The 20,334-nt window shown below is 67.8% G+C and carries 14 protein-coding genes; 7 read left to right on the top strand and 7 right to left on the bottom strand.

Features of this window, described 5'->3' with window-relative positions; translation table 11 throughout:
• Positions 1 to 6,082 (bottom strand): beta strand repeat-containing protein (locus A6A40_RS23245; RefSeq protein ID WP_146191619.1); only part of this gene is annotated, 6,082 nt, incomplete at its 3' end.
• A 331-nt stretch (positions 6,083 to 6,413) separates the two neighbouring features.
• Between A6A40_RS23245 and A6A40_RS30805 the strand changes: the two genes are divergently transcribed.
• The 3 genes from A6A40_RS30805 to scpB all read left to right on the top strand — a co-directional run bounded on the left by A6A40_RS30805 (position 6,414) and on the right by scpB (position 8,736).
• Positions 6,414 to 6,560, top strand: coding sequence for a hypothetical protein (locus A6A40_RS30805; RefSeq protein WP_158279353.1), 147 nt, complete (start codon positions 6,414 to 6,416; stop codon positions 6,558 to 6,560).
• A 389-nt stretch (positions 6,561 to 6,949) separates the two neighbouring features.
• Positions 6,950 to 7,891, top strand: coding sequence for a DUF1403 family protein (locus A6A40_RS23250; protein WP_108548268.1), 942 nt, complete (start codon positions 6,950 to 6,952; stop codon positions 7,889 to 7,891).
• An 11-nt stretch (positions 7,892 to 7,902) separates the two neighbouring features.
• Positions 7,903 to 8,736, top strand: coding sequence for an SMC-Scp complex subunit ScpB (gene scpB, locus A6A40_RS23255; RefSeq protein WP_108548269.1), 834 nt, complete (start codon positions 7,903 to 7,905; stop codon positions 8,734 to 8,736).
• Positions 8,737 to 8,801: 65 nt separating this feature from the next.
• On the opposite strand, the gene A6A40_RS23260 is transcribed toward scpB, so the two are convergent.
• From A6A40_RS23260 to A6A40_RS23285, 5 genes are all read right to left on the bottom strand, one after another.
• On the bottom strand, positions 8,802 to 10,256 hold the full coding sequence (locus tag A6A40_RS23260; RefSeq protein WP_108548270.1) for a CDC27 family protein: 1,455 nt from the start codon (positions 10,254 to 10,256) through the stop codon (positions 8,802 to 8,804).
• Between the two features lie 122 nt (positions 10,257 to 10,378).
• Complete coding sequence (locus A6A40_RS23265; protein ID WP_108548271.1) at positions 10,379 to 10,795, bottom strand: hypothetical protein; 417 nt, start codon at positions 10,793 to 10,795, stop codon at positions 10,379 to 10,381.
• Between the two features lie 756 nt (positions 10,796 to 11,551).
• Entirely contained in the window at positions 11,552 to 11,728 is a 177-nt protein-coding gene (locus A6A40_RS30810; protein WP_158279354.1) for a hypothetical protein, read from the bottom strand.
• A 264-nt stretch (positions 11,729 to 11,992) separates the two neighbouring features.
• Positions 11,993 to 12,670 (bottom strand): ParA family protein, encoded by a 678-nt coding sequence (locus tag A6A40_RS23280; protein ID WP_108548274.1) that lies wholly within the window; start codon positions 12,668 to 12,670, stop codon positions 11,993 to 11,995.
• 216 nt (positions 12,671 to 12,886) lie between these two features.
• Positions 12,887 to 14,275, bottom strand: a complete 1,389-nt coding sequence (locus A6A40_RS23285; RefSeq protein WP_108548275.1) for a tetratricopeptide repeat protein — start codon at positions 14,273 to 14,275, stop codon at positions 12,887 to 12,889.
• Positions 14,276 to 14,720: 445 nt separating this feature from the next.
• On the opposite strand from A6A40_RS23285, the gene A6A40_RS23290 reads away from it, so the two are divergent.
• Positions 14,721 to 15,521, top strand: coding sequence for an FkbM family methyltransferase (locus A6A40_RS23290; RefSeq protein WP_108548276.1), 801 nt, complete (start codon positions 14,721 to 14,723; stop codon positions 15,519 to 15,521).
• A gap of 3 nt (positions 15,522 to 15,524) precedes the next feature.
• On the opposite strand, the gene A6A40_RS32225 is transcribed toward A6A40_RS23290, so the two are convergent.
• Positions 15,525 to 17,120: a tetratricopeptide repeat protein gene (locus A6A40_RS32225; protein WP_108548471.1), complete on the bottom strand. Its 1,596-nt coding sequence runs from the start codon at positions 17,118 to 17,120 to the stop codon at positions 15,525 to 15,527.
• 229 nt (positions 17,121 to 17,349) lie between these two features.
• On the opposite strand from A6A40_RS32225, the gene A6A40_RS23300 reads away from it, so the two are divergent.
• From A6A40_RS23300 to A6A40_RS23310, 3 genes are all read left to right on the top strand, one after another.
• On the top strand, positions 17,350 to 18,549 hold the full coding sequence (locus tag A6A40_RS23300) for a glycosyltransferase family 4 protein (RefSeq protein WP_108548472.1): 1,200 nt from the start codon (positions 17,350 to 17,352) through the stop codon (positions 18,547 to 18,549).
• A gap of 71 nt (positions 18,550 to 18,620) precedes the next feature.
• A complete protein-coding gene (locus tag A6A40_RS23305; protein ID WP_418208630.1) occupies positions 18,621 to 19,484 on the top strand; it encodes a class I SAM-dependent methyltransferase in 864 nt (287 codons plus the stop codon).
• Positions 19,481 to 20,266 (top strand): class I SAM-dependent methyltransferase, encoded by a 786-nt coding sequence (locus tag A6A40_RS23310; protein ID WP_108548278.1) that lies wholly within the window; start codon positions 19,481 to 19,483, stop codon positions 20,264 to 20,266. Before A6A40_RS23305 ends, A6A40_RS23310 begins: the two co-directional genes overlap by 4 nt.
• Positions 20,267 to 20,334: the final 68 nt, after the last annotated feature.

Genomic DNA, 20,334 nt, shown 5'->3' on the forward strand with positions numbered 1-20,334 from the left:
CCAGGATGGTGTTGCCGATGACCGAACCGATGGTGACGACATCGTTGCCGCCGCCGCCGGTCAGAGTCTCGATGGCCGATACGGACAGCGTGTTGCCGGCGGCGCCCAGCGTCACGATGTCGGTGCCGGTGCCGCCGGCCAGGGCTTCCAGCGCCGAGGCAAACAGGGTGGCTCCCGGATCGCCGAGCGTGACGATGTCTGTCCCGCCCTGGCCGATCACGGTTTCCAGCCCGCGCAGCACGATGGTGTTGCCGGGGGCGCCCAGCGTGACGACGTCGGTCCCGGTGCCGCCCTGCAGCGTCTCGATTGCGGACACCAGAAGGGTGCTGCCGGCCGTCCCCAGGACGAACAGATCGGTTCCAGCACCGCCGACGATGGTTTCCAAAGCCTCGGCGAAGATGGTGACGCCGGCCGCCCCAAGGGCGACGACATCGGTGCCTGTCGAACCGGCCAGCGTTTCGATACCGCCGATCAGCACGGTGGCGCCCGTGGTGCCCAGCGCCACCCTGTCCGTACCGCTGCTTCCGCTGAGCGTTTCCAGGCGGTCCGCCAGGATGGTGTTGCCGGCGCCGCCCAGCAGGATCACGTCCGTACCGGCATCGCCGGTCACTGTTTCCAGCAGAGACAGAGTCGTGGTGTTGCCGGCTGTGCCGAGAGTGACGACGTCGCTGCCTCCCGACCCGATCAGAGTCTCCAATCCCCGGACCTGAAGAGTGCCGCCCGTGGTTCCAAGCGTGATGACGTCGGCCGAGGACGAACCGATGATTGTTCTGTACTGCTCCGCGAGGATCAGGGTTTCGCCACCGTTGCCCACGAAGAGGATGTCGGACTTCCCGATGCTGACCAGGGTCTCTACACCGGTGAGATGAAGTGTCCGGCCGACTGAGACGATGGTTTCGATGCCGGCGACGGTCAGGGTGGCTCCCGCCGAACCGACCATGATGACATCCGTGCCCGAACCGCCGATCAGCGTTTCGATCGAATCGATCAGCAGCGTGTTCGCAATCGTGCCCAACGTCACGACATCGGTGCCGAGGCCGCCGATCAAGGTCTCGATGCTGCCGACCCGCAGAGTGTTGCCTGCCGTCGCCAGCGTGACGACATCGGTGCCGAGGCCGCCGATCAAGGTTTCGATGCTGCCGATCCGCAGGGTATTGCCTGCCGTCGCCAGGGTGACGACGTCGGTGCCGCTGCCGCCGGTCAGCGTCCAGATGCCATCGACCAGCAGCGTGTTGCCGCTCGAACCGACGGTGACGAGGTCGTCGGCGCCGTTGCCGATCAGCGTTTCGAGACCGCCGACGAGCAGCGTGTTGCCGCCGGTTCCTAGCGTGACGACATCGGTGCCGCTGCCTCCCAGGAGCGTCTCGATGCCGCCGACGAGCAGCGTGTTGCCGCCGGTTGCCAGCGTGACGACGTCGGTGCCGCTGCCGCCGGCCAGCGTCTCGTGCTGCCGATCCGCAGGGTATTGCCTGCCGTCGCCAGGGTGACGACGTCGGTGCCGCTGCCGCCGGTCAGCGTCCAGATGCCATCGACCAGCAGCGTGTTGCCGCTCGAACCGACGGTGACGAGGTCGCCGGCGCCGTTGCCGATCAGCGTTTCGATGCCGCCGACGAGCAGCGTGTTGCCGCCGGTTGCCAGCGTGACGACATCGGTGCCGCTGCCGCCGGTCAGCGTCTCGATGCCGCCGACGAGCAGCGTGTTGCCGCCGGTTGCCAGCGTGACGACATCGGTGCCGCTGCCGCCGGTCAGCGTCTCGATGCCGGCGATGAGCAGCGTGTTTCCGGCGGTCGTCAGGATGACGACGTCGGTGCCGGAACCGCCGGTCAGCGTCTCGATGCTGCCGACCTGGAGGGTGTTGCCTGCCGTCGCCAGGGTGATGACATCGGTTCCCGATCCGCCGTTCAGCGTCTCGAAGCCGCCGACGAGCAGCGTGTTTCCGGCGGTCGTCAGCATGACGACGTCGGTGCCGCTGCCGCCGGTCAGCGCCCAGGGTGACGATGTCGGTGCCGCTGCCGCCGGTCAGGTTGCCGATCAGCGTCTCGATGCCGCCGACGAGCAGCGTGTTGCCGCCGGTTGCCAGCGTGACGACGTCGGTGCCGCTGCTGCCGGCCAGCGTCTCGATGCCGCCGACCAGCATGCTGTTGCCGCCCGCCCGCAAGGTCACGACATCGCTGCCGGAACCGCCGCTCAGCGTCTCGATGCTGCCGACCTGGAGGGTGTTGCCTGCCGTTGCCAGGGTGATGACATCGGTTCCCGATCCGCCGGTCAGCGTCTCGAAGCCGCCGACGAGCAGTGTGTTGCCGGCGGTCGTCAGCATGACGACGTCGGTGCCGCTGCCGCCGGTCAGCGTCCAGATGCCATCGACCAGCAGCGTGTTGCCGTTCGAATTGAAGGTGATGATGTCGCCGGCGCCGTTGCCGATCAGCGTCTCGATGCCGCCGACGAGCAGCGTGTTGCCGCCGGTTGCCAGCGTGACGACATCGGTGCCGCTGCCGCCGGTCAGTGTCTCGATGCCGGCGACCAGCATGCTGTTGCCGCCCGACCGCAAGGTCACGACATCGCTGCCGGAACCGCCGGTCAGCGTCAACAGCCCACCGATCAGCAGGGTATTTCCGCTCGTGCTGAAGGTGACGATATCGGTGCCGCCGCTGCCGATCAGCGTTTCGATGCCGCTGGCGAACAGCGTGTTGCCGCCGGTGTCGAGTGTGACGGCATCGGTTCCGCTGCCTCCCAGGAGTGTTTCGACCCTGGACAAGAGAAGCGTGGAGCCGCCGCCGTCCAGAATGACGACGTCGGAGCCGACATTGCCGCTCAGCGTTTCGAGGCCGCCGGTGAGCATCGTGGCGCCACCCGACCCGATCGTCACAACGTCGGTGCCCAGGTTTCCGATCAGCGTCTCCAACCGCCAGACAAACATCGTATTGCCCGCGGTGCCCAGATCGACGCGATCAAGGCCGGAACCGCCGGTCAGTGTTTCAAGGTCGGTCGCGAATACCGTGCTGCCGCCGGTGCCGATCGTCACCACATCGATGCCGGTGCCGCCGATGATCGTTTCCACGACCCGTACCAACATCGTGTTGCCGGCGGTTCCCAGCAAAAGCATGTCGGTCCCGGAGGAGCCGAAAATGGTTTCCAGGCGGTCGATCATCATCGTCGTGCCGCCGGTCTGCAGGGTGACGACGTCGGTGCCGCTGCCGCCGGTCAGCGTCTCGATATCGCCGATTAGAATGGTGCTGCCAGCGGAACCTAAGGTGATGACATCGGTTCCCGCATTGCCGGTCAGCGTATCCAGCCGCGAGAGAAGCATCGTATTGCCCGCGGCGTCCAGATCGATGCGTTCGACGCCGGTACCGCCGACCAGTGTTTCGATGCCGGACACCAAGGCGGTGATGCCCGTAGCGGAGATGGTCACCACATCGACGCCCGTGCTGCCGATCAGCGTTTCGAGCCTGTTGGTGTTCAGTGTCGTGTTCGCCGTCCCAAGGATCACGACGTCGGTGCCGCTGCCGCCGATCAGCGATTCCATCGCCGAAGCCAGGATGGTGCTACCACTATCGAAAAGGGTCGCAACGTCGGTTTGGTCGCTGCCGGTCAGGGTTTCGATATCGCGCACCCTGAATGTGTTGCCACCGCTGCCCAGGGTGACGACGTCGCTGCCGCTACCGCCCAGAATGGTTTCGACCAACCTGAGAGAGATCGTGCCGCCGGCAGTGCCCAGGGCGACAAGATCGCCGCCGGAGCCGCCGCTCAACGTTTCAATGTGGTCCACCTGGATCGAGTTGCCGCCGGTTCCCAGCGTGACGACGTCGGTGCCGCTGCCGCCGGTCACCGTCTCGATACTGCGGATGGACAGCGTCGTGCCCGCCGTCCCAAGGATCACGACATCGCTGCCGCCGCCGCCGGTCAGCGTCTCGATCGACGAAATCTGGACCGTGCTGCCCGTATCAAGAAGGATCGCGATGTCGGTTCCGCTGCCGCCGATCAGTGTTTCGATGCCCCGCGCCCTGATTGTGCTGCCGGCCGTGCCCAGGAGGACGATGTCGGTTCCGCTGCCGCCCAGAATGGTTTCGAGCGATGTCGCCGAGATCGTGCTGCCGCCAGTGTCCAGGGCGACAAGATCGCTGCCGCTGCCGCCTGTGACCGTCTCGACATTGCCGAGCAGGATCGAGTTGCCGCCCGGTTGCAAGATCACGACATCGCTGCCGCTGCCGCCCAGCAGCGTTTCCACGAGATCGACCCTGATCGTGCTGCCGGAGGTGCTGAGGGTGACGATGTCGGTGCCGTTGCCGCCCAGGAGCGTCTCGATGCCGCCGATGAGCAGCGTGTTGCCGCCGGTTGCCAGCGTGACGACGTCGGTGCCGCTGCCGCCGGTCAGCGTCTCGACGCCGGCGAGGAGCATGCTGTTGCCTGTCGTCGCCAGCGTGACGACATCGGTGCCGGAACCGCCGATCAATGTCTCGACGCTGCCGACCTCGAGGGTGTTGCCTGCCGTCGCCAGGGTGATGACATCGGTTCCCGATCCGCCGTTCAGCGTCTCGAAGCCGCCGACGAGCAGCGTGTTTCCGGCGGTCGTCAGCATGACGACGTCGGTGCCGCTGCCGCCGGTGAGCGTCCAGATGCCATCGACCAGCAGCGTGTTGCCGTTCGAATTGAAGGTGATGATGTCGCCGGCGCCGTTGCCGATCAACGTCTCGATGCCGCCGACGAGCAGCGTGTTGCCGCCGGTTGCCAGCGTGACGACATCGGTGCCGCTGCCGCCGGTCAGTGTCTCGAGCCCGGAAATAAGAAGCGTGGAGCCGGAAGTGCTCAGCATAACGATATCGGTGTCGGTGTTGCCGATCAGCGTCTCGATATTGCCGATATGGAGAGTGGCTCCAGACGACCTCATCAGCACGACGTCGGTTCCTGTGCTCCCCAGCAAGGTCTCCAACCGCCAGACGGTGATCGTGTTGCCGGCAGTGTCGAGGTTGATGAGATCAAGGCCGGAACTGCCGGTCAGTGTTTCAATGCCGGTCGCGAATACCGTGCTGCCGCCGGTGCCGGTCGTCACCGCATCGATGCCGGTGCCGCCGATGATGGTTTCCAGCAGCCTCGTGAACAGCGTATTGCCGGCGTCTCCAAAGAAAATCACATCGGTCCCGAAGGAGCCGGTAATGGATTCCAGGCGGTCGATGATCATCGTCGCGCCGCCGGTCTGCAGGGTGAAGACGTCGGTGCCGGTGCTGCCGGTCAGCGTCTCGATATCGCCAATTAGAACGGTGTTGCCGGAGGAACCGAAGGTGATGACATCGGTTCCCGCATTGCCGGTCAGCGTCTCCAATCTCCACGCCAGTATCGTATTGCCCGCGGCGTCCAGATCGATGCGGTCGGTGCCGGTATGGCCGATCAGCGTTTCGATGTTGCCCGCCTGGATCGAATGGCCGCCCGACAGCAAGGTCAGGACATCGGTGCCGCTGCCGCCGGTCACCGTCTCGATACTGCGGATGGACAGCGTCGTGCCCGCCGTCCCAATGATCACGACATCGGTGCCGCTGCCGCCGATCACCGACTCGATCGACGAAATCTGGACCGTGATGCCCGTAGTCAGAAGCATCACTAACTCGTTTCCGCTGCTGCCGGTCAGCGTTTCGATATCGCGCATCAAGATTGTGCTGCTGGCCGTGCCCAGGGTGACGATGTCGGTGCCGCTGCCGCCTAGAATCGTTTCGAGCGACGAGGTCGAGATCGTGTTGCCGCCAGTGTCCAGGGCGACAAGATCGCTGCCGCCGCCACCCAGCAGAGTCTCTATATTGCGGACCGCCACCATATCGTTTGCATTGCTCAGGACGACCACGTCGGTGGCAGTGGCGTCCCCCACAATGGTTTCGGCCGAAGAGATTGAAACCGTTGCTCCGCCTTGAAGAATAACCCAATCGGTGAAAGTCGTTCCGACGATGGTTTCAATAAGGCTTATCTGAAGAGAGGCGCCGGACGTATCGTTCAGCGTTATGACGTCGGTTCCAGAATTTCCTATAATCGTGTCATAACCGCCGAGGGTCAGGGTGGAACCATCGGTGGCTGTGACATTATACGTTCCCGACATCAACCCTTCTCCACCTGCTTTATGCAATCCCATATTTATGGGATGCATATTTTATGTGTAATTTCTCAAGCCGATGCTCAACAGCCAGGATACTGATCTTGTGTTATCCTTTCGTTTAAGTAAGGGGGTCTGCTTCTATATTGTCAATGTTGTAAATCGTCAAATTTGCAACCAAAGAAAAATTCTGGAATGAAAAGTGTCCTGTGATGTGATTTGAAAAGAATTGGGCATCACCCCGTAGTAATTAAAACAAAAATCAAACATATCCGAAATTTTTAATACGAATAATCAAGGGGGATTTTCAACCATCAAGCGCGAGAGGGGCGGTAGAGTGGGGAGCGCCCATTTCGGCGCGGAACTGAAGGAGCGTGGTTACTTCACACTGGGCTGCCAGATCCTCGACGCTTCCATCGTGAAGGTTCCAAGGTCGTGGCTGACCTGGGAGGGGAAGCGCCCGGCGGAGGAACTGCCGATCTGATTCCGGCCTTCGTCTGCAAGTCGCACATCGCCATCGACCGCCGGCTCCACCCGATCCAGCGTTTTAGGGATTGCGGGAGCAATGGAACAGAAAACCGACAGCCTGGCCTTGGGAGAGAGCAGAAGCGGGAACGGCGCCCGAGACCATGGCGGCGGATATCCAGAGCGACAAAACCTGATCCTGAATGTAGCCCGGTGACCGGGGCCTTATATCCGATAAGTCAAGATTATCGGACGTAATGTCAGATCCCTTAGCTACGGCGCTTTTCCATGCTATAAGCGCTGACAAGCGCCGTCGCCTTGTTCGGCTGCTATCAAGAAGGAGGTGTCGCCAGCGTGCCCCCTTCCCCTTCCCTTTCCCCTTCCCCTTCCCCTTCCCCGCCATGGCCGATGCCACCGCCTGAGCTCTCCCCTGCCGCTGCCATCCTCCCGCTCCACCTCCCTGCCTGGGCGATCCGCTCCCTCCCCGAGCGCAGCGGAGCGGACCACGCCGTCCCCGCCGGGCCTGCCCATATCGGCGCCGCTCTTGCCGTGCTCGACGCCGCGGTCGCCTCAGCCGCCCCGCATGCCGGGGCCTGGGTCAACCGTCTGGCGTTCATGGCGGCGGCTGTCGCCGTTGCCCGCAGCGGGCGCCCCGAGGACGAGGCGGCCTTGCGCGATCTGGTCGCCGTCAGCCCGGCGCAGCCAGCCGGCCCGGCCGCTCCGGTGCTGGGCGCCTATCTCTGGCTGGCCGCCGGTCCGCCGGGGCCCCGGTGGGGCGAGTTGCCCAACCTGATCGCCGGGCTGGGGGCCCGCACCGACGGCTTGCCGGACGTGCTCACCCAAGCGCTCGCCACCGCTGCCGACCTTTCCTGTCCGCTTGCAGCTGCCGCCACCGCTCTCCAGGCGGTGCTGGCGGTCCGCCCGGACCGCAGGGCTCTTGCGGCATGGGCGGCCGATGTCGTCCTCGCCCGCTGGCTCGGCTGGCCCTCTGGCCTGCCGCTGGTCACTCTCGGCCTGCCGCAGGGACACGTCGGCCTCGCGGAGCTCGCCGCCGCGCAGGACGGGGCGGGCCTCGCGGGTGCGGTGCTTCGCGGCAGCGCCAGGGCGCTTGACCGTTTTGCTTTGCTGGGCCACCGCGCCGCCGTCCTCCAGGCGGTGCGGCCACGACTGCGCGCCCGCGCCGCCGGACAGGTCGTCGACCGCCTGCTCGCCCGCGACGCGCTGTCGGTGGCCGGGGTGCGCGACCTCATCGCCGAACGCGCCGCGCGCCGCCTGTTCGACCGGCTGGTCGCCCTCGGCGTCGTCCGCGAACTGACCGGCCGAACCACCGCGCGCCTTTATGGGCTCTAAGGCGAGGGACCATGGCACAGCAGCCCCCTGCAAAGAAAACCGCCGATGACCTGCCGTTCGACCGGAACCTGGTCGGTCTGCCGCCCGAGCTGCGGTGGCGGGAATGGATGAACCGGGTCGAGGCGGTGATCTTCGCCTCGCCGACCCCGGTGCCGCGGGCGGTGCTGGCGCGGGTGGTCGGCGACGACTGCCCGCTCGACGCGGTGATCGCCGACATTCGCGAGGAACTGCGCACCCGGCCCTACGACCTGATGGCGGTCGCCGGCGGCTGGCATCACCGCACCCGCCCGCATCTCGCCCCGGTGCTGCAGGCGGTGCGTCCCGCCGGTGCGGGCCTCCCCGCCCTCGGTCCGGCCGACCAGCTGCTGCTCGCCACCATCGCCTATCACCAGCCGGTGACCCGGCGCGACCTCGAGCGGCTGCTCGGCCGCACCGTCGATGCCGACGCCGTCGGGCGCCTGCGTGCGGCGGGACTGGTCGGTCCGGGCCCGCGCAGCCCGCGTCCGGGCGCTCCGCTGACCTTTGTGACCACCGACGCCTTCCTCGATCGGTTCGGGCTGGAGAGCCTGGCCGACCTGCCCGATCTGGACGACCTGCGCGCGATGGGGTTGGCCGACACCGGTGTGCTCGACGGCACCCCTGCCGGCGCTCCGGACTCACCGGAGCCTGCGGGGCGGGCGTCGCTTCCGCCGGCCCACCGGTCTCCCCGGCCCCGCCCGCCGGCCATCGACCTCGCCGGTCCTCTCGCCGAGGTGGCCGCGACATCGGACCGGGTGACGGCGCGGCTGCAGGATCTGAAGCCCGATGATGCCGGGGCGGCCTCCACCGACACGGCATCGCCATGAGGGTGGGGCGTCCGGCGCCGGGGCCGGTGAGGAGCAGGGGGGCTTGAGACAGGCAGGCGCCTGCCTCAGCCCCTGAGCGCAGCCACCTGACGCAGGGCCTGTTCGGCGGCGGCGAACACGCTGTCCCAGTCGCCCGGCGTGGTCTGGCGGAACAGGCGCATCGACGGGTACCAGGGGGTTGTGTCGCCCTTGTCGCAATAGACCCAGTAGGGCATGAACTGCAGCAGGTTCCACACCGGGCGGCCCAGCGAGCCGGCCAGATGCGCCACCGAGCTGTCGGTCATGATCACCAGATCGAGCCGCTCCAGCACCGCCGCGGTATCGGCGAAATCGTTGAAGTGCGGCCCCAGCGGCGTGATCAGGGTGGAGGTGCCGAGCGTCGCCAGCTCCGCCTCCGGCGGGCCCTTCTGGATGCTGTAGAGCCGCACCTTCGGCACGTCGAGGAAGCGCAGGAAGCGGCTGAGCGTGGTGGCGCGCCGCGCGTTGTCCTTGAAGGTGACGCGGCCGGACCAGATGATGCCGACCTTGATCGTGCCGTCGGGGCCGGGCACCAGCCTGGCTGCCTTCTCGCGCGCCTCATCCGGAACGGTCAGGCGGGTGGGCGGCGGCACCGTTTCCACGGTCGTGCCCAGCCGGTGCGGCAGGCTCATCAGCGGGCAATGGACGTCGTAGGCCGGATAGGCGGTGCCGGCGTGCACGAAGCCGTCGATGCCCTCCAGCCCGGACAGCAGCCGCCGCAGCTCCGGGTGGCATTCCAGCAGGACCCGGCCGCCGCGCGCCTTGACCAGCGGCACATAGCGCGCGGTCAGCAGCACGTCGCCGAAGCCCTGTTCGGTGGTCAGCAGGATGGTCTTGCCGTTCAGCGGCCCGCCGTCCCACATCGGCCCTTCGGCGATGCGGTTCTGATAGGCCGGCAGCGACAGGCGGGAGTCGTAATCGCGGAAACCCTCGGTGTAGCGGCCGACCTGCAGCAGCGTCAGGGCGCGGTCCCACAGCAGGCCGGAGTCGCCGGGCCGCGCGCGCAGGGCGACGTCCAGGATCTCCAGCGCGCGTTCGAACCGGCAGCCGTGGCGCAGCGCCACCACCAGGTTGGACAGCAGGCTGGGATTGCCGCCCGACAGCACCACCGCATGTTCCTGCGCGGCGATGGCCTCGTCATAGCGCTCCACGTCGCCCAGGACGTTGCCGAGATTGGTCCAGGCGCCGACATGGCGCTGGTCGATCTCCAGAGCGCGCCGCTGGCAGGCGATCGCCGGCTCCGGCTTGCCGGCCTGCCGCAGCAGGGCGCCCAGCGCGCTCCACACGTTGGGGTCCTTCGGCTGCTGCTCCAGCATCCGTTCCAGCATGTCGATGCTGAGACCGTGGGAGCCCTGGGGCTGGGCGGGTGGCTGGGGCGCCGCCTTGGGAGCGGCCGCCGGGGCAGGCTCCGGGACGGACGATACCGGACGGGGCGAGGCCTGAAGGGGCGAGGCCGCCGCAGGGGACGGCGCCGGGGCGGCCTGGGTGATGTTTGCCTTCATCTCGTCGTCGCTGGTGGTCGGCAGTCGGTCTGGAGCGTGTGCAGGGCATAGACGGCTACTCCTGGAGAGTCAAACCGTCCCTTCGGCCACGCCTGTGTGCATTGTGTGTCGGGCCGCGAGCGTCAACGTCGCCGCAGGTCCTGCAGGTCGATGTCGTCGATCCGGAAGCCGGCCTGCCGCAGCGCCTTCAGCACGATCACCTTCTGGGCGGTGCCTTCGCGTGCGGCGGCCTGGCGCAGCTCCTCCACCAGATAGTCCGGCAGCATCGCCTGCCACGGCCGGGTCGGCGCAGGGCGGACGATGGTGGGGGCGGGGATGGGCGCCGGTGCCGGCTGGGGAGTGGGGGCTTGCGGATGAGAGGGAGCGGGCGTCGCGGGCGGTTCCGTCTCGGTCGGCAGGAAGCCCTTGCTCAATCCGTATTGGCGGATCGGATCGACATCGTCCGTCCCCAGCCCGCCGATCCCGATCCCGCCCAGCGGAGGGCGGGCCGGCTTGGCGGCAGGCTTCAGGGGAGGCTTGGCGGGGCTGTCGGTCGACATGGGCACTCCGGTCAGGGCGGCACCGGCTTGGAGCCGGCGGGGTAAGCCATGAAGCAATATCATGACTTGGTGTCCTGTCTTCGCGCCATGTGGCGGGGCGGAGCGCATCGTGGCGGAAAGCCGGCCGGCGTGGCGCAGGAACCACAGGGGGGATGGCGGGCAATGTGATGGAGAGATGTCATGAAATAAGGGCATGAGATGATGCGCGCGGTCGGCGGGGCGGTCCGGTTGCGGGCAATCCGTATGGCTGGGTGTTCGATTGGATAAAGCCATGGCACTTTATCGAGAAAACAAATCATGAAATGAGATGGTGGGATGGTTGCCTGCTCTTGTGTGGCTGCTTCACCCTTGGGCCACGGGGGCTTTGCGTCGACGCTTGCCTGTCCGTCCATTTTGGCCGTCCGGCTCGAGGGGCATGGCGCGGAGACGGGTGTGCGGGGAAAAGCATTGCTTCCTCCCACCGGGGAGCATGGGCGCTAACATGCAGGACCATCCCCATATTCCGACATGGCCGGCGCGCCCTTTGGGCGTCATCCCCGCGAAATCGGGGAGTCAGGTTTACCCATTGGGTCCGCTCGGGAACTACTGGATCCCCGCCTTCGCGGGGATGACGGTCGCTCAGGGATGGGGGCGGCAATCAAGCCTGTATGTCAGCGCCTCTGGAGGGGGCAGGAAATCATCTGAAATCATCATGTCCTATTTTCATGATTTATAAGCGTGAAAATAGGACATGCCAAATGGGTGCCCCCTGGTCAGTCAGGGCAATCGCATATGGGATTCGTAACCCTTGGAAGGGACGTCCTCATCCCCGCGCGCCTCCCCCTCCTGGCCCAATTGGGAGAGGCGATGGCCGATAGCTTCCAGGCCGATGCCGAGGCTTTCGCGATCGGCACCCTCTTCCACCCCCCCCTCCTGTTCGACGGCGTTGTCCACCAGCCATCTCCGCGGCGCCTGCCGGATCCTTGCCAGCGTTTCACCATGGCCGCTCGGGGCTGACTGCACATGCAGGGCCAGCGGTCAGCAGGGGCTGTGCGGTCTGGCGCAGTTCTGCGTCGCCGGCAGCTCCCGTTTCCGTCAGGCAGTCGGCCGGGGCCAGGCGGGGAGTCTGGGGCGGTTTGACCGGATTTAATATCATGAAATCATGATAAGGAATCTTGTTCAAAAATCATGATTCCATGCCATGAAGCCCTGCCCGCCTCACCCCCGCGGGATCAGCGGGTTGGCCGGGGAGGCTTCCAGGAAGGCGACGAACTCGTCGGTCAGGGCGCGGACGTTCAGGTCGGCGTTGCTGTCCGGGTTGACCTCGCCCGGTCCGTGGCCGGTGTAGGTCATCTCCTTCAAGAGCGAGCGCTCGATCAGTTCGGTGCGGAAGGCCGGGACGCCATGCTCGTCCAGCAGACCGCGGGCATGGCGGTCGACGCGGGATTCGATGGCTGCCTGGGTGCGGACGATCACCACGCTGGAGGCGGGCGTGTGCTTCAGCACGCCGACGGAATCCGCCACCACCTTGAAGGTGCGCACCGTCTCCTTCACGTCCATGAAGGACTGCTGGGTCGGGATCAGCACCCCGTCGCTGACCGAGAAGGCATAGAGCATGGTCAGGTTGCCGAAGCCGGCAAGGTCGATCAGCGTGTAGTCGAAGCTCGGCGCATTCTCCTGCACCGTCTGGCGGACGTTCGATTCCGTGATCTCGTCCAGCACCCGCACGCCGGCATCGTTGCGGCGCCGCGCCCACTCGGCCAGATGCCGGTTGGGGTCGCAATCGAGCAGAAGCACGCTCGCCTTGCGCCGGCGCAGTTCGGAGGTGAGCGCCATGACCAGACTGGTCTTGCCGACGCCGCCCTTGGTGGAGGCGAAACTGATGATCCGAGCCATGCGGTGGTTCCCGGTAGCAGGGGATGGAAAAAGCGCTGCCCCGAGCGGGAGCTTCGCGGATTTACACGCAAGAACAGGAAAGATGGAAGTGGTTTCACGTCATGAAGAAGAAGCATGAAATCATGATTCATGAAGTCATGACTTGTTGTCCTGTTGCGCCCGCCACGCCCTGCCGGTGATGCCGCGGTCGCGGGCGGGTCGGGTTTCACCCCGGCTTCACCCCGGCTTCACGTCGGCGGTGGTGCCGGCGCGGCGCTTCAGCCGGTGGACTGCATGCTGGCCGCCGCCGGTGGCGCGGACCGAATAGAAATAGGCGCTGTCGTCGGTCCAATACCGGCCTTCGCCGTCGACCATCACCGTGCTGCTGTGGATGTCGGCCGGATAGATCGTCAGGCGCGGTGCCGCCTCCGCCGTGAAGCCGGCCAGATGCACGGCGGCGAGGGCGGCCTGGTCGAGGAACCAGACCGGCAGGCCGCGGTCCAGGAAATGGCGGATGTAGCGCCGGGTGAGGTCGAGAAAACGCAGCGCCCCCGTGGTCGGCCGGATGTGCAGCACGTCGGCATAGAGCAGGCTCCAGATGTCCAGCCGCTTCAGCGCATGGCTCATCATGCCCAGATCCGACCGGGCGGAGGTCGCCAGCAGCGGGTTCAGGTCGCGGATCGCCAGCAGATCGACGTCCAGCATCAGCACCGGCCGCTGCCAGCGGATCAGCAGGTCGGGCAGCACCAGGAAACGGCTGCAGGCGTAATAGGTCTTGGCATTATCGCCCAGCGGCGACAGGTCGATGCTCTCGCGCAGGATGATGAAGCGGTCGGCGCCATGGGCCGCGGCCAGGGCGGCCACCGTCGCTTCTGCCTCGGCGTCGGGATTGACCAGATGCAGGGCGATGGCGCAATCCAGTCCGCTGTCCTCGGCGATGGACCGCACCATGGTGGGCAGGAACTTGCGCGCATAGACGGCGTCGCAGCAGGCATAGACCACCAGGGGCCGGGCGGCGGCTCCGGCGCCCTCCTGGACGGTGGCGCGGATGCCGGTGGGCGGAGGTGCCGCGCGCAGGGACTGGAGGAAGGCGGGATCGGTGCGGGTGACGGCGTCGCGCCCGCCATGGCGCTCCGCCGCTTGCACGAACAGGGCGTCGGCCTCCTCCAGCCGGTGCTGCTCGGCGCACAGGCAGGCCAGCCTGCTCAGCGTGAAGGACAGCTCCGGATAGAGATCCAGCGCCCGGCGATAGGCCCGCTCGGCCCGCAGCGCCTGACCGTCGCGGCGCAGCGCGTTGCCCAGCGCCACCAGCCCGACGCAGTCCTCACGCCCCTGGAGGCGGGCGACATCGCCGGCCTCGCCCAGATGGGTCAGCAGCTGCCACAGGTTGGAGCGGCGGGTCGGATCCTGTGGCGTCAGCCGCCAGGCGGCGAGCGCATGGTCGGCCGCCGCCGCCATGTCGTGACCGACCAGAAGTCTGGCGAGCGCATCGTGCGCCGCCGGCGCCTGCGGACCGGTGGGAGCCCGCTCCAGCAGCCGGAGGCAGAGCGTCCTGGCGGTCTCGCGGTTCCCCGCCCGTTCGGCGTCGAGCGCGTCCTGAAGGGTGGTGTCGGGAGTTTGTGGCATGGCGAGGACCGGTCGGCGAAAGGGAGAGGCGGCGCTTCATCCCATGGCATCCCCGCCGCTGGCAAGCGGAGCCGCCTGTCCTTCCCGGAGCGGCCCCCCCCCGAGTCGGGACCGATGGTCCCGCGGATCCCCGCTTTTGGGCGGGGGCGACGCCCGGAAGACGGGTGCGGGCACCGGCTTGCGGAAAATGCATGGCCGGCGAAGCGGAAACCTGGCCATTTCACAAGAACGCGCTTGAAAGAATGGGTAATTATCATCAACTGTTGCTATGGACCCGGGAAAGGGTTCCAGCCGAAACTGTGCCGCGCCGGTCCGTCCGGCGCGGCACTTTTATGATCAGCCATCCAGTCGCCGTCCTGCGCAAATCCTTGCCCATCCCGGCCGCGGAATGCGGTTGCGGGCGGATGTGGGTTCGGGCGGTCGCCAATCCGGGAAGCCAGTCGCCGTGAGCATCGCCGACGGTCTCAAGATCGCATTCGACGTCCATCTCTCCGGCGACCTGGAACGGGCGGAGGAGTTCTACCGCGCCATCCTGCGCGTCAGTCCGGCGGACCCGATGGCAGTGACCCTGCTGGCGCTGATCCGGTCGCAACGGACGGCGCTCCGCCAGAGCAAGCACAAGACGCTGTCACTGCTGCGCGGGCGGGGGTTCCGGCCGGCCACGGTCATCGATGTCGGCGCCCAGACCGGCACCCCGCCGCTCTACGAGGTGTATCCCGACGCCCACCATGTGCTGATCGAACCGGTGGTCGAGAATGAGCCGGCTCTGCAGGCGTTGTGCGGGCAACTGCGCAGCGCCGAATACCGCATCGCCGCCGTCGCCCGCCAGGGCGGCACGGTTCCGCTGGCGGTGTCCGACGACCGGCTCTATTCCTCCGTCGTTCCCGAGGGGACGGAGTCGTACAGCACCCTGCCCAACCGGCGCACGGTGCCCGCCATCTCGCTGGACGGGCTGTGCGCCGAGCGCGGCTATGCCCGGCCGATGCTGGTGAAGATCGACGTCGACGGGCTGGAGCTGGAGGTTCTGGCCGGGGCGGCCAGCCTGATGCAGCCTGACGCCGTCTTCGTGATCGAGGCGACGGTCGCCGGCGGGGATGCCCGCCTGCTTCCCATCATCGATGCCATGGCGCCTTACGGCTTCCAGGTCTGGGACATCGTCGATCCGCTTTACCGTCCCAATGACGAACGGATGTGGCAGGTCGATCTGGTGATGGTCCACCGCGACGGACCCTACGCCGCCCTTTGACCCTTATCCGGACATGCGGCTGCGGAGCGCGTGCTCCAGCCGGTCGATGGCGTCGTCCCAGGATCCGGGCCGGTCCTGGCGGAACAGGCGCATGGTCGGATACCAGGGGCTGTCCTGGCGGTCGAGCATCCAGCGCCAGTCGGGGGCGAAGGGCAGCAGCACCCAGACCGGAACGCCGAGCGCACCGGCGAGATGGGCGACGGAGGTGTCGACGCAGACGACGAGGTCGAGGCCGGCCATGATGGCGGCGGTGTCGGCGAAGTCCCTGATGTCGGGCGACAGGTTCAGCAGCGGGAAGCCGCCTGGCGGGTTCGCCGCCTGCCCCTCGGTCGGTCCCTTCTGGATGGAGACCAGGCTGACGCCGGGAATGGCGGCCAGCCTGGCGAAAGGCTCCAGCCCGACGGAGCGGTTCCTGTCGTTGCCGTGGGTGGGCGATCCCGCCCAGACGATGCCGACCTTCAGCCCCGCCAGCCCCTTCAGACGGTCCGCCCAGCGCGCCGCCAGATCGGGCTCCGCCGTCAGGTAGGGAACGCGGGCCGGCACGGTCTCCAGCCGGGTGCCGAACAGCGCCGGCAGGCTCAGCACGGGGATCTGCACGTCGAAGTCGGGCAGCGGCCCGCCGGTCTCCACCGCGATGGTGCCGGGCAGGCGGCGCAGCAGCGGCAGCAATGCCCGCTGGCACTCCAGATAGACCGGCTGTCCGCCGGCCATTCCACCGGCTGCCCCACCAGTTGCCCCACCAGTTGCTTGGGCCAGCAGCGGCAGATAGCGGACGAACTGCAGCACGTCGCCGAAGCCCTGCTCCCAATAGACCAGCAGCCGCCGGCCCTTCAGCGGCGACCCGTCCCAGCGCGGCTGGACGAAGCTGCGCTGTGGCGAAGGCAGGCGGCCATGCTTCCAGCGCCATTCATAGCCCCGCCAGCCCTGGACGAAATCGCCCAGCAGCAGCCGGACCAGGGCTTCGTTCCAATGGGCGCCGGCGAAGTCCGGGTCCAGCCGGGTGGCCCGCCTGAAGGCCAGCAGAGCCTCCCAGAAGGCGCCTTTGTCCTTCACGGTGGAGCCCAGATTGCTGTAGGCCCCGGCATATTGCGGGTTCAGCGCGATGGTGCGTCGGAAACATACCGCCGCCTCGTCCAGCCGGTGGGTCATGCGCAGCATGGCGCCGTAATTGTTGGCGATCTCGGCATCGCCGGGCGCCAGGGCCGCCGCGCGGGCGAAGGCGTCGCAGGCCTCGCCGGCGCGTTTCAGCCGCTCCAGCTGGATGCCCATCTCGTTGAGAACGGCCGGCTGGTCGGGCTTCAGCCGGACCGAGGCGCGGTAGGCCCGCACCGCCTCGTCGAGCCGGCCGAGCCGGGTCAGCAGCGGCCCCAGGTTGTTCCAGCCATTCAGCGAATCCGGGGTCAGGCTCAGGGCGCGGCGGAACAGGGCCACCGCTTCCCGATCGTGGCCTGCGTCGGAGCGCAGCAGCCCCAGATTGTTGACGGCGGGGGCGAACCGGGGGTCGGCGGCGACGATTTCGCCATAGAGCCGGGCGGCTTCTTCGGCTTGGCCGTTCTGATGGAACCCAAGCGCCGTGGCGAAGGCTTGCTGGATGTTCATGAGGACCGCATCGCCCCGGTTGAGGACCTGGTTCCGGACAGCATCGGGAACCGACGCGATCAGTAGCAGAGATGCCCGGTGCTGCAAAGGACGGGCACCGGCCGGATGCAGGGGGGCGGCAAATGGGGCCGGCAGATGAAGCCGGCGGATGAAGCCGGTTGACCGCTTGCATCGCCGCCGCTCACCGCCCATCAATGGCGCTCGTCGAACGGGGAGCATGGCGGGCGGCATGGCGCGGATTCTGCTGATCAATTACGAGTTTCCGCCGCTGGGCGGCGGGGCGGCGAACGCCACCGACAACACCGCCCGCGAACTGGCGGCATTGGGTGAACAGGTGCTGGTGCTGACCTCCGCCTTCGGCGATCTGCCGCGGGTGGAGCGCCGGGCCGACGGGGTGGAGATCCGCCGCATCCCCACCCTGCGCCGCCGCCGCGACCGCAGTTCGGTGGTGGAGATGCTGGCCTTCCTCGCCAGTTCGCTGGCGATGGCGCCGTGGATCGCCGCCCGCTGGCGCCCGGACGCCACCATCGCCTATTTCGGCCTGCCCTGCGGCCCGGCGGCCTGGATGGTGAAGGCGCTGTCGGGCGTGCCCTATGTCGTCAGCCTGCGCGGCGGCGACGTGCCGGGCTTCCAGTATGACGGCATCTCGCTCTATCACCGGCTGGCCGGGCCGGTGATCGGCTGGCTGTGGCGCCGGTCCTCGGCCGTCGTCGCCAACAGCGAGGGGCTGGCCGACCTCGCCCGCCGCTTCGCTCCCGACCAGCCCGTCGCCATCATCCCCAACGGCGTCGATGCTGTCCGCTTTTCGCCCGCCGGCGCCGGGCCGGTCGATGCCGGAAATGACGGCGACCGCCTGTCCCTGCTGTTCGTCGGCCGGGTGGTGCGGCAGAAGGGGCTGGACGTGCTGTTCGAGGCGCTCGCCTCCCTGCCCTCCGGGACGCGCGGCCGCATCGGCCTGACCATCGTCGGCGACGGCCCCGCCCGGCCGGAGCTGGAGGCCCAGGCCGCCCGGCTCGGCCTGTCGGAGCGGGTGGCCTTCCGCGGCTGGCTCGGCCGTGACGAGCTGCCGGCCGCCTACCGTGCCGCCGACGCCTTCGTCTTCCCCTCGCGCGACGAGGGCATGCCCAACGTGGTGCTGGAGGCGATGGCCGCCGGCCTGCCCGTGGTGGCGACCCGCATCGCCGGCAACCGCGATCTGGTGGTGGAGGAGGAGACCGGCCTGATGCTGGACGCCGACGACACGCCCGCGCTTGCCGCAGCACTCGCCCGTCTGGCCGAGGACCCTGCCTTGCGCCGCCGGCTGGGCGAGGGCGGCCGCCGCCGGGTGGTCGAGCATTTCTCCTGGCGCGCCGTCGCCGCCGCCTACCGCGACCTGTCGCTTGCCGGGAGCAAAGCAGCGGAGCGGGGCCGGTCGGCGCAGGCGGAGTGAAGCCCATCCGCTTCAGGTGCTGTTGACATCGGGCGGCTTTCGGGAGCGTATGGCGGCGCGGCAGAGTGGGCTTGGACAGCAAGGGATCGGACAGCGTGGCGGAACCGGTGAAGACGGCGGACGGCGGGGGCGGAACCCCGGCCGGGACACCCGCCCTGGCCTTCGATTTCGGCGAGAACTGGGACCATTACTCGCGCACCGTGCTGGACGAGCCGCGGCTGGCGGCGGCCATCGACAGCCTGAAGGGGCTGGTCGGGACCGACCGGCTGAAGGACGCCAGCTTCTGCGACGTCGGCTCCGGCTCCGGCCTGTTCACCATCGCCGCCGGCAAGCTGGGCGTTTCCCGCGCGCTGGGCTTCGACGTCAACCCCACCGGGGTCGAGGTCGCCCGCCGCAACCTGGGCCGCTTCGCGCCCGACCTGGCAGAGCGGATCGAGTTCCGCCGCAGCTCCGCGCTCGACAGCGGCTTCGTCGGCTCGCTCGGCCGCTTCGACGTGGTCTATGCCTGGGGCTCGCTGCACCACACCGGCTCCATGTGGCCGGCGATCGAGACGGTGGCCCCGCTGGTGGCGCCGGGCGGCACCTTCGTGCTGGCGCTCTACAACCGCCATTGGACCTCGCCGATCTGGACCCTGATCAAGATCGTCTACAATCTGTCGCCGGGCTTCCTGCGGAAGCTCTGGGACTGGACGCTGGGCTCGCTGATGTTCCTGGCGACCTGGGCGATCACCGGCTCCAACCCGCTGCGCAAGGAGCGCGGCATGGAGTTCTGGGTGGACGTGACCGACTGGCTCGGCGGCTACCCCTACGAATATGCCAGTGCCGACGAGGTGCGGGCGCGGATGGACGCGCTCGGCTTCGACATGTTGGAGGTCCGTCCGCCGCGCGTGCCGACGGGCTGCAACGAATTCATCCTGCGCCGGAGGCCCGCATGAGCGACGACGCATTCAAGTCAGCCACCCACACTCCCCTTCCCACTCCCATGGCCGCTGCGGCGGCCGACCATCCCGGCGGCGTCGATTACGACGACAGCTGGGAACGGCGCTGGAACGACATGCGCAAATACGGCCCGACCGGCCGGCATCTGCGCCGCATCGTCACCGAGATGGTGCGCCCGCTGGAGTACGACAGCCTGCTCGACGTCGGCTGCGGCCAGGGCTCGCTGCTCGCCACGCTGATGCCGCTGAAGCCGCAGGCCAGCTACAGCGGTCTCGACTTTTCCGCCAAGGCCATCGACGTCGCCCGCCGTCGGGCGCCGAACGCCGAGTTCGGCCTGCTCGACGTCGCCGCCGGCCATATCGACCGCCGCTTCGATCTGGTGGTCTGCACCGACGTGGTCGAGCATATCGAGGACGACGTCGCGGCGCTGCGCAACCTCGCCGCCATGACCGGCCGCTACCTGCTGGTCTCCACCCTGCAGGGGCGGATGCGCGACTTCGAGCGCACGGTCGGCCATCACCGCAACTATGCCCACGGCGAGCTGCAGGCCAAGATCAGGTCGGTCGGGCTGGAGATCGAGCGGGTGGTGGAATGGGGCTTCCCCTTCTTCTCGCCGCTCTACCGCAACGTTCTGGGCGCCGCCAGCGGCCAGGGCACCGAGGGCGATTACGGCCCCGGCCGCCGCTTCCTCGCCGAGGCGCTCTACCACATCTTCCGCCTGAACTCCTGGTCGCACGGCGACTACATCTACGTGCTGGCGCGCCGGCCGGGGTCGTGAGTGCAGGGGCGGTGCCCCCTCCCCACCCCTCCCCCGCTTCGCGGGGGAGGGGTGGGGAGGGGGCACGC

The sequence above is a fragment of the Azospirillum humicireducens genome (assembly GCF_001639105.2).
In the GTDB taxonomy this organism is placed as follows: Bacteria; Pseudomonadota; Alphaproteobacteria; order Azospirillales; family Azospirillaceae; genus Azospirillum; species Azospirillum humicireducens.

What these genes read in the sequence shown, in the direction of transcription:
- A6A40_RS23250 (WP_108548268.1), top strand. Translation starts at nt 6,950, where the DNA reads ATGCCACCGCCTGAGCTCTCCCCTGCCGCTGCCATCCTCCCGCTCCAC.
- scpB (WP_108548269.1), top strand. Translation starts at nt 7,903, where the DNA reads ATGGCACAGCAGCCCCCTGCAAAGAAAACCGCCGATGACCTGCCGTTC.
- A6A40_RS23260 (WP_108548270.1), bottom strand. Translation starts at nt 10,256, where the DNA reads ATGAAGGCAAACATCACCCAGGCCGCCCCGGCGCCGTCCCCTGCGGCG.
- A6A40_RS23265 (WP_108548271.1), bottom strand. Translation starts at nt 10,795, where the DNA reads ATGTCGACCGACAGCCCCGCCAAGCCTCCCCTGAAGCCTGCCGCCAAG.
- A6A40_RS23280 (WP_108548274.1), bottom strand. Translation starts at nt 12,670, where the DNA reads ATGGCTCGGATCATCAGTTTCGCCTCCACCAAGGGCGGCGTCGGCAAG.
- A6A40_RS23285 (WP_108548275.1), bottom strand. Translation starts at nt 14,275, where the DNA reads ATGCCACAAACTCCCGACACCACCCTTCAGGACGCGCTCGACGCCGAA.
- A6A40_RS32225 (WP_108548471.1), bottom strand. Translation starts at nt 17,120, where the DNA reads ATGAACATCCAGCAAGCCTTCGCCACGGCGCTTGGGTTCCATCAGAAC.
- A6A40_RS23300 (WP_108548472.1), top strand. Translation starts at nt 17,350, where the DNA reads ATGGCGCGGATTCTGCTGATCAATTACGAGTTTCCGCCGCTGGGCGGC.
- A6A40_RS23310 (WP_108548278.1), top strand. Translation starts at nt 19,481, where the DNA reads ATGAGCGACGACGCATTCAAGTCAGCCACCCACACTCCCCTTCCCACT.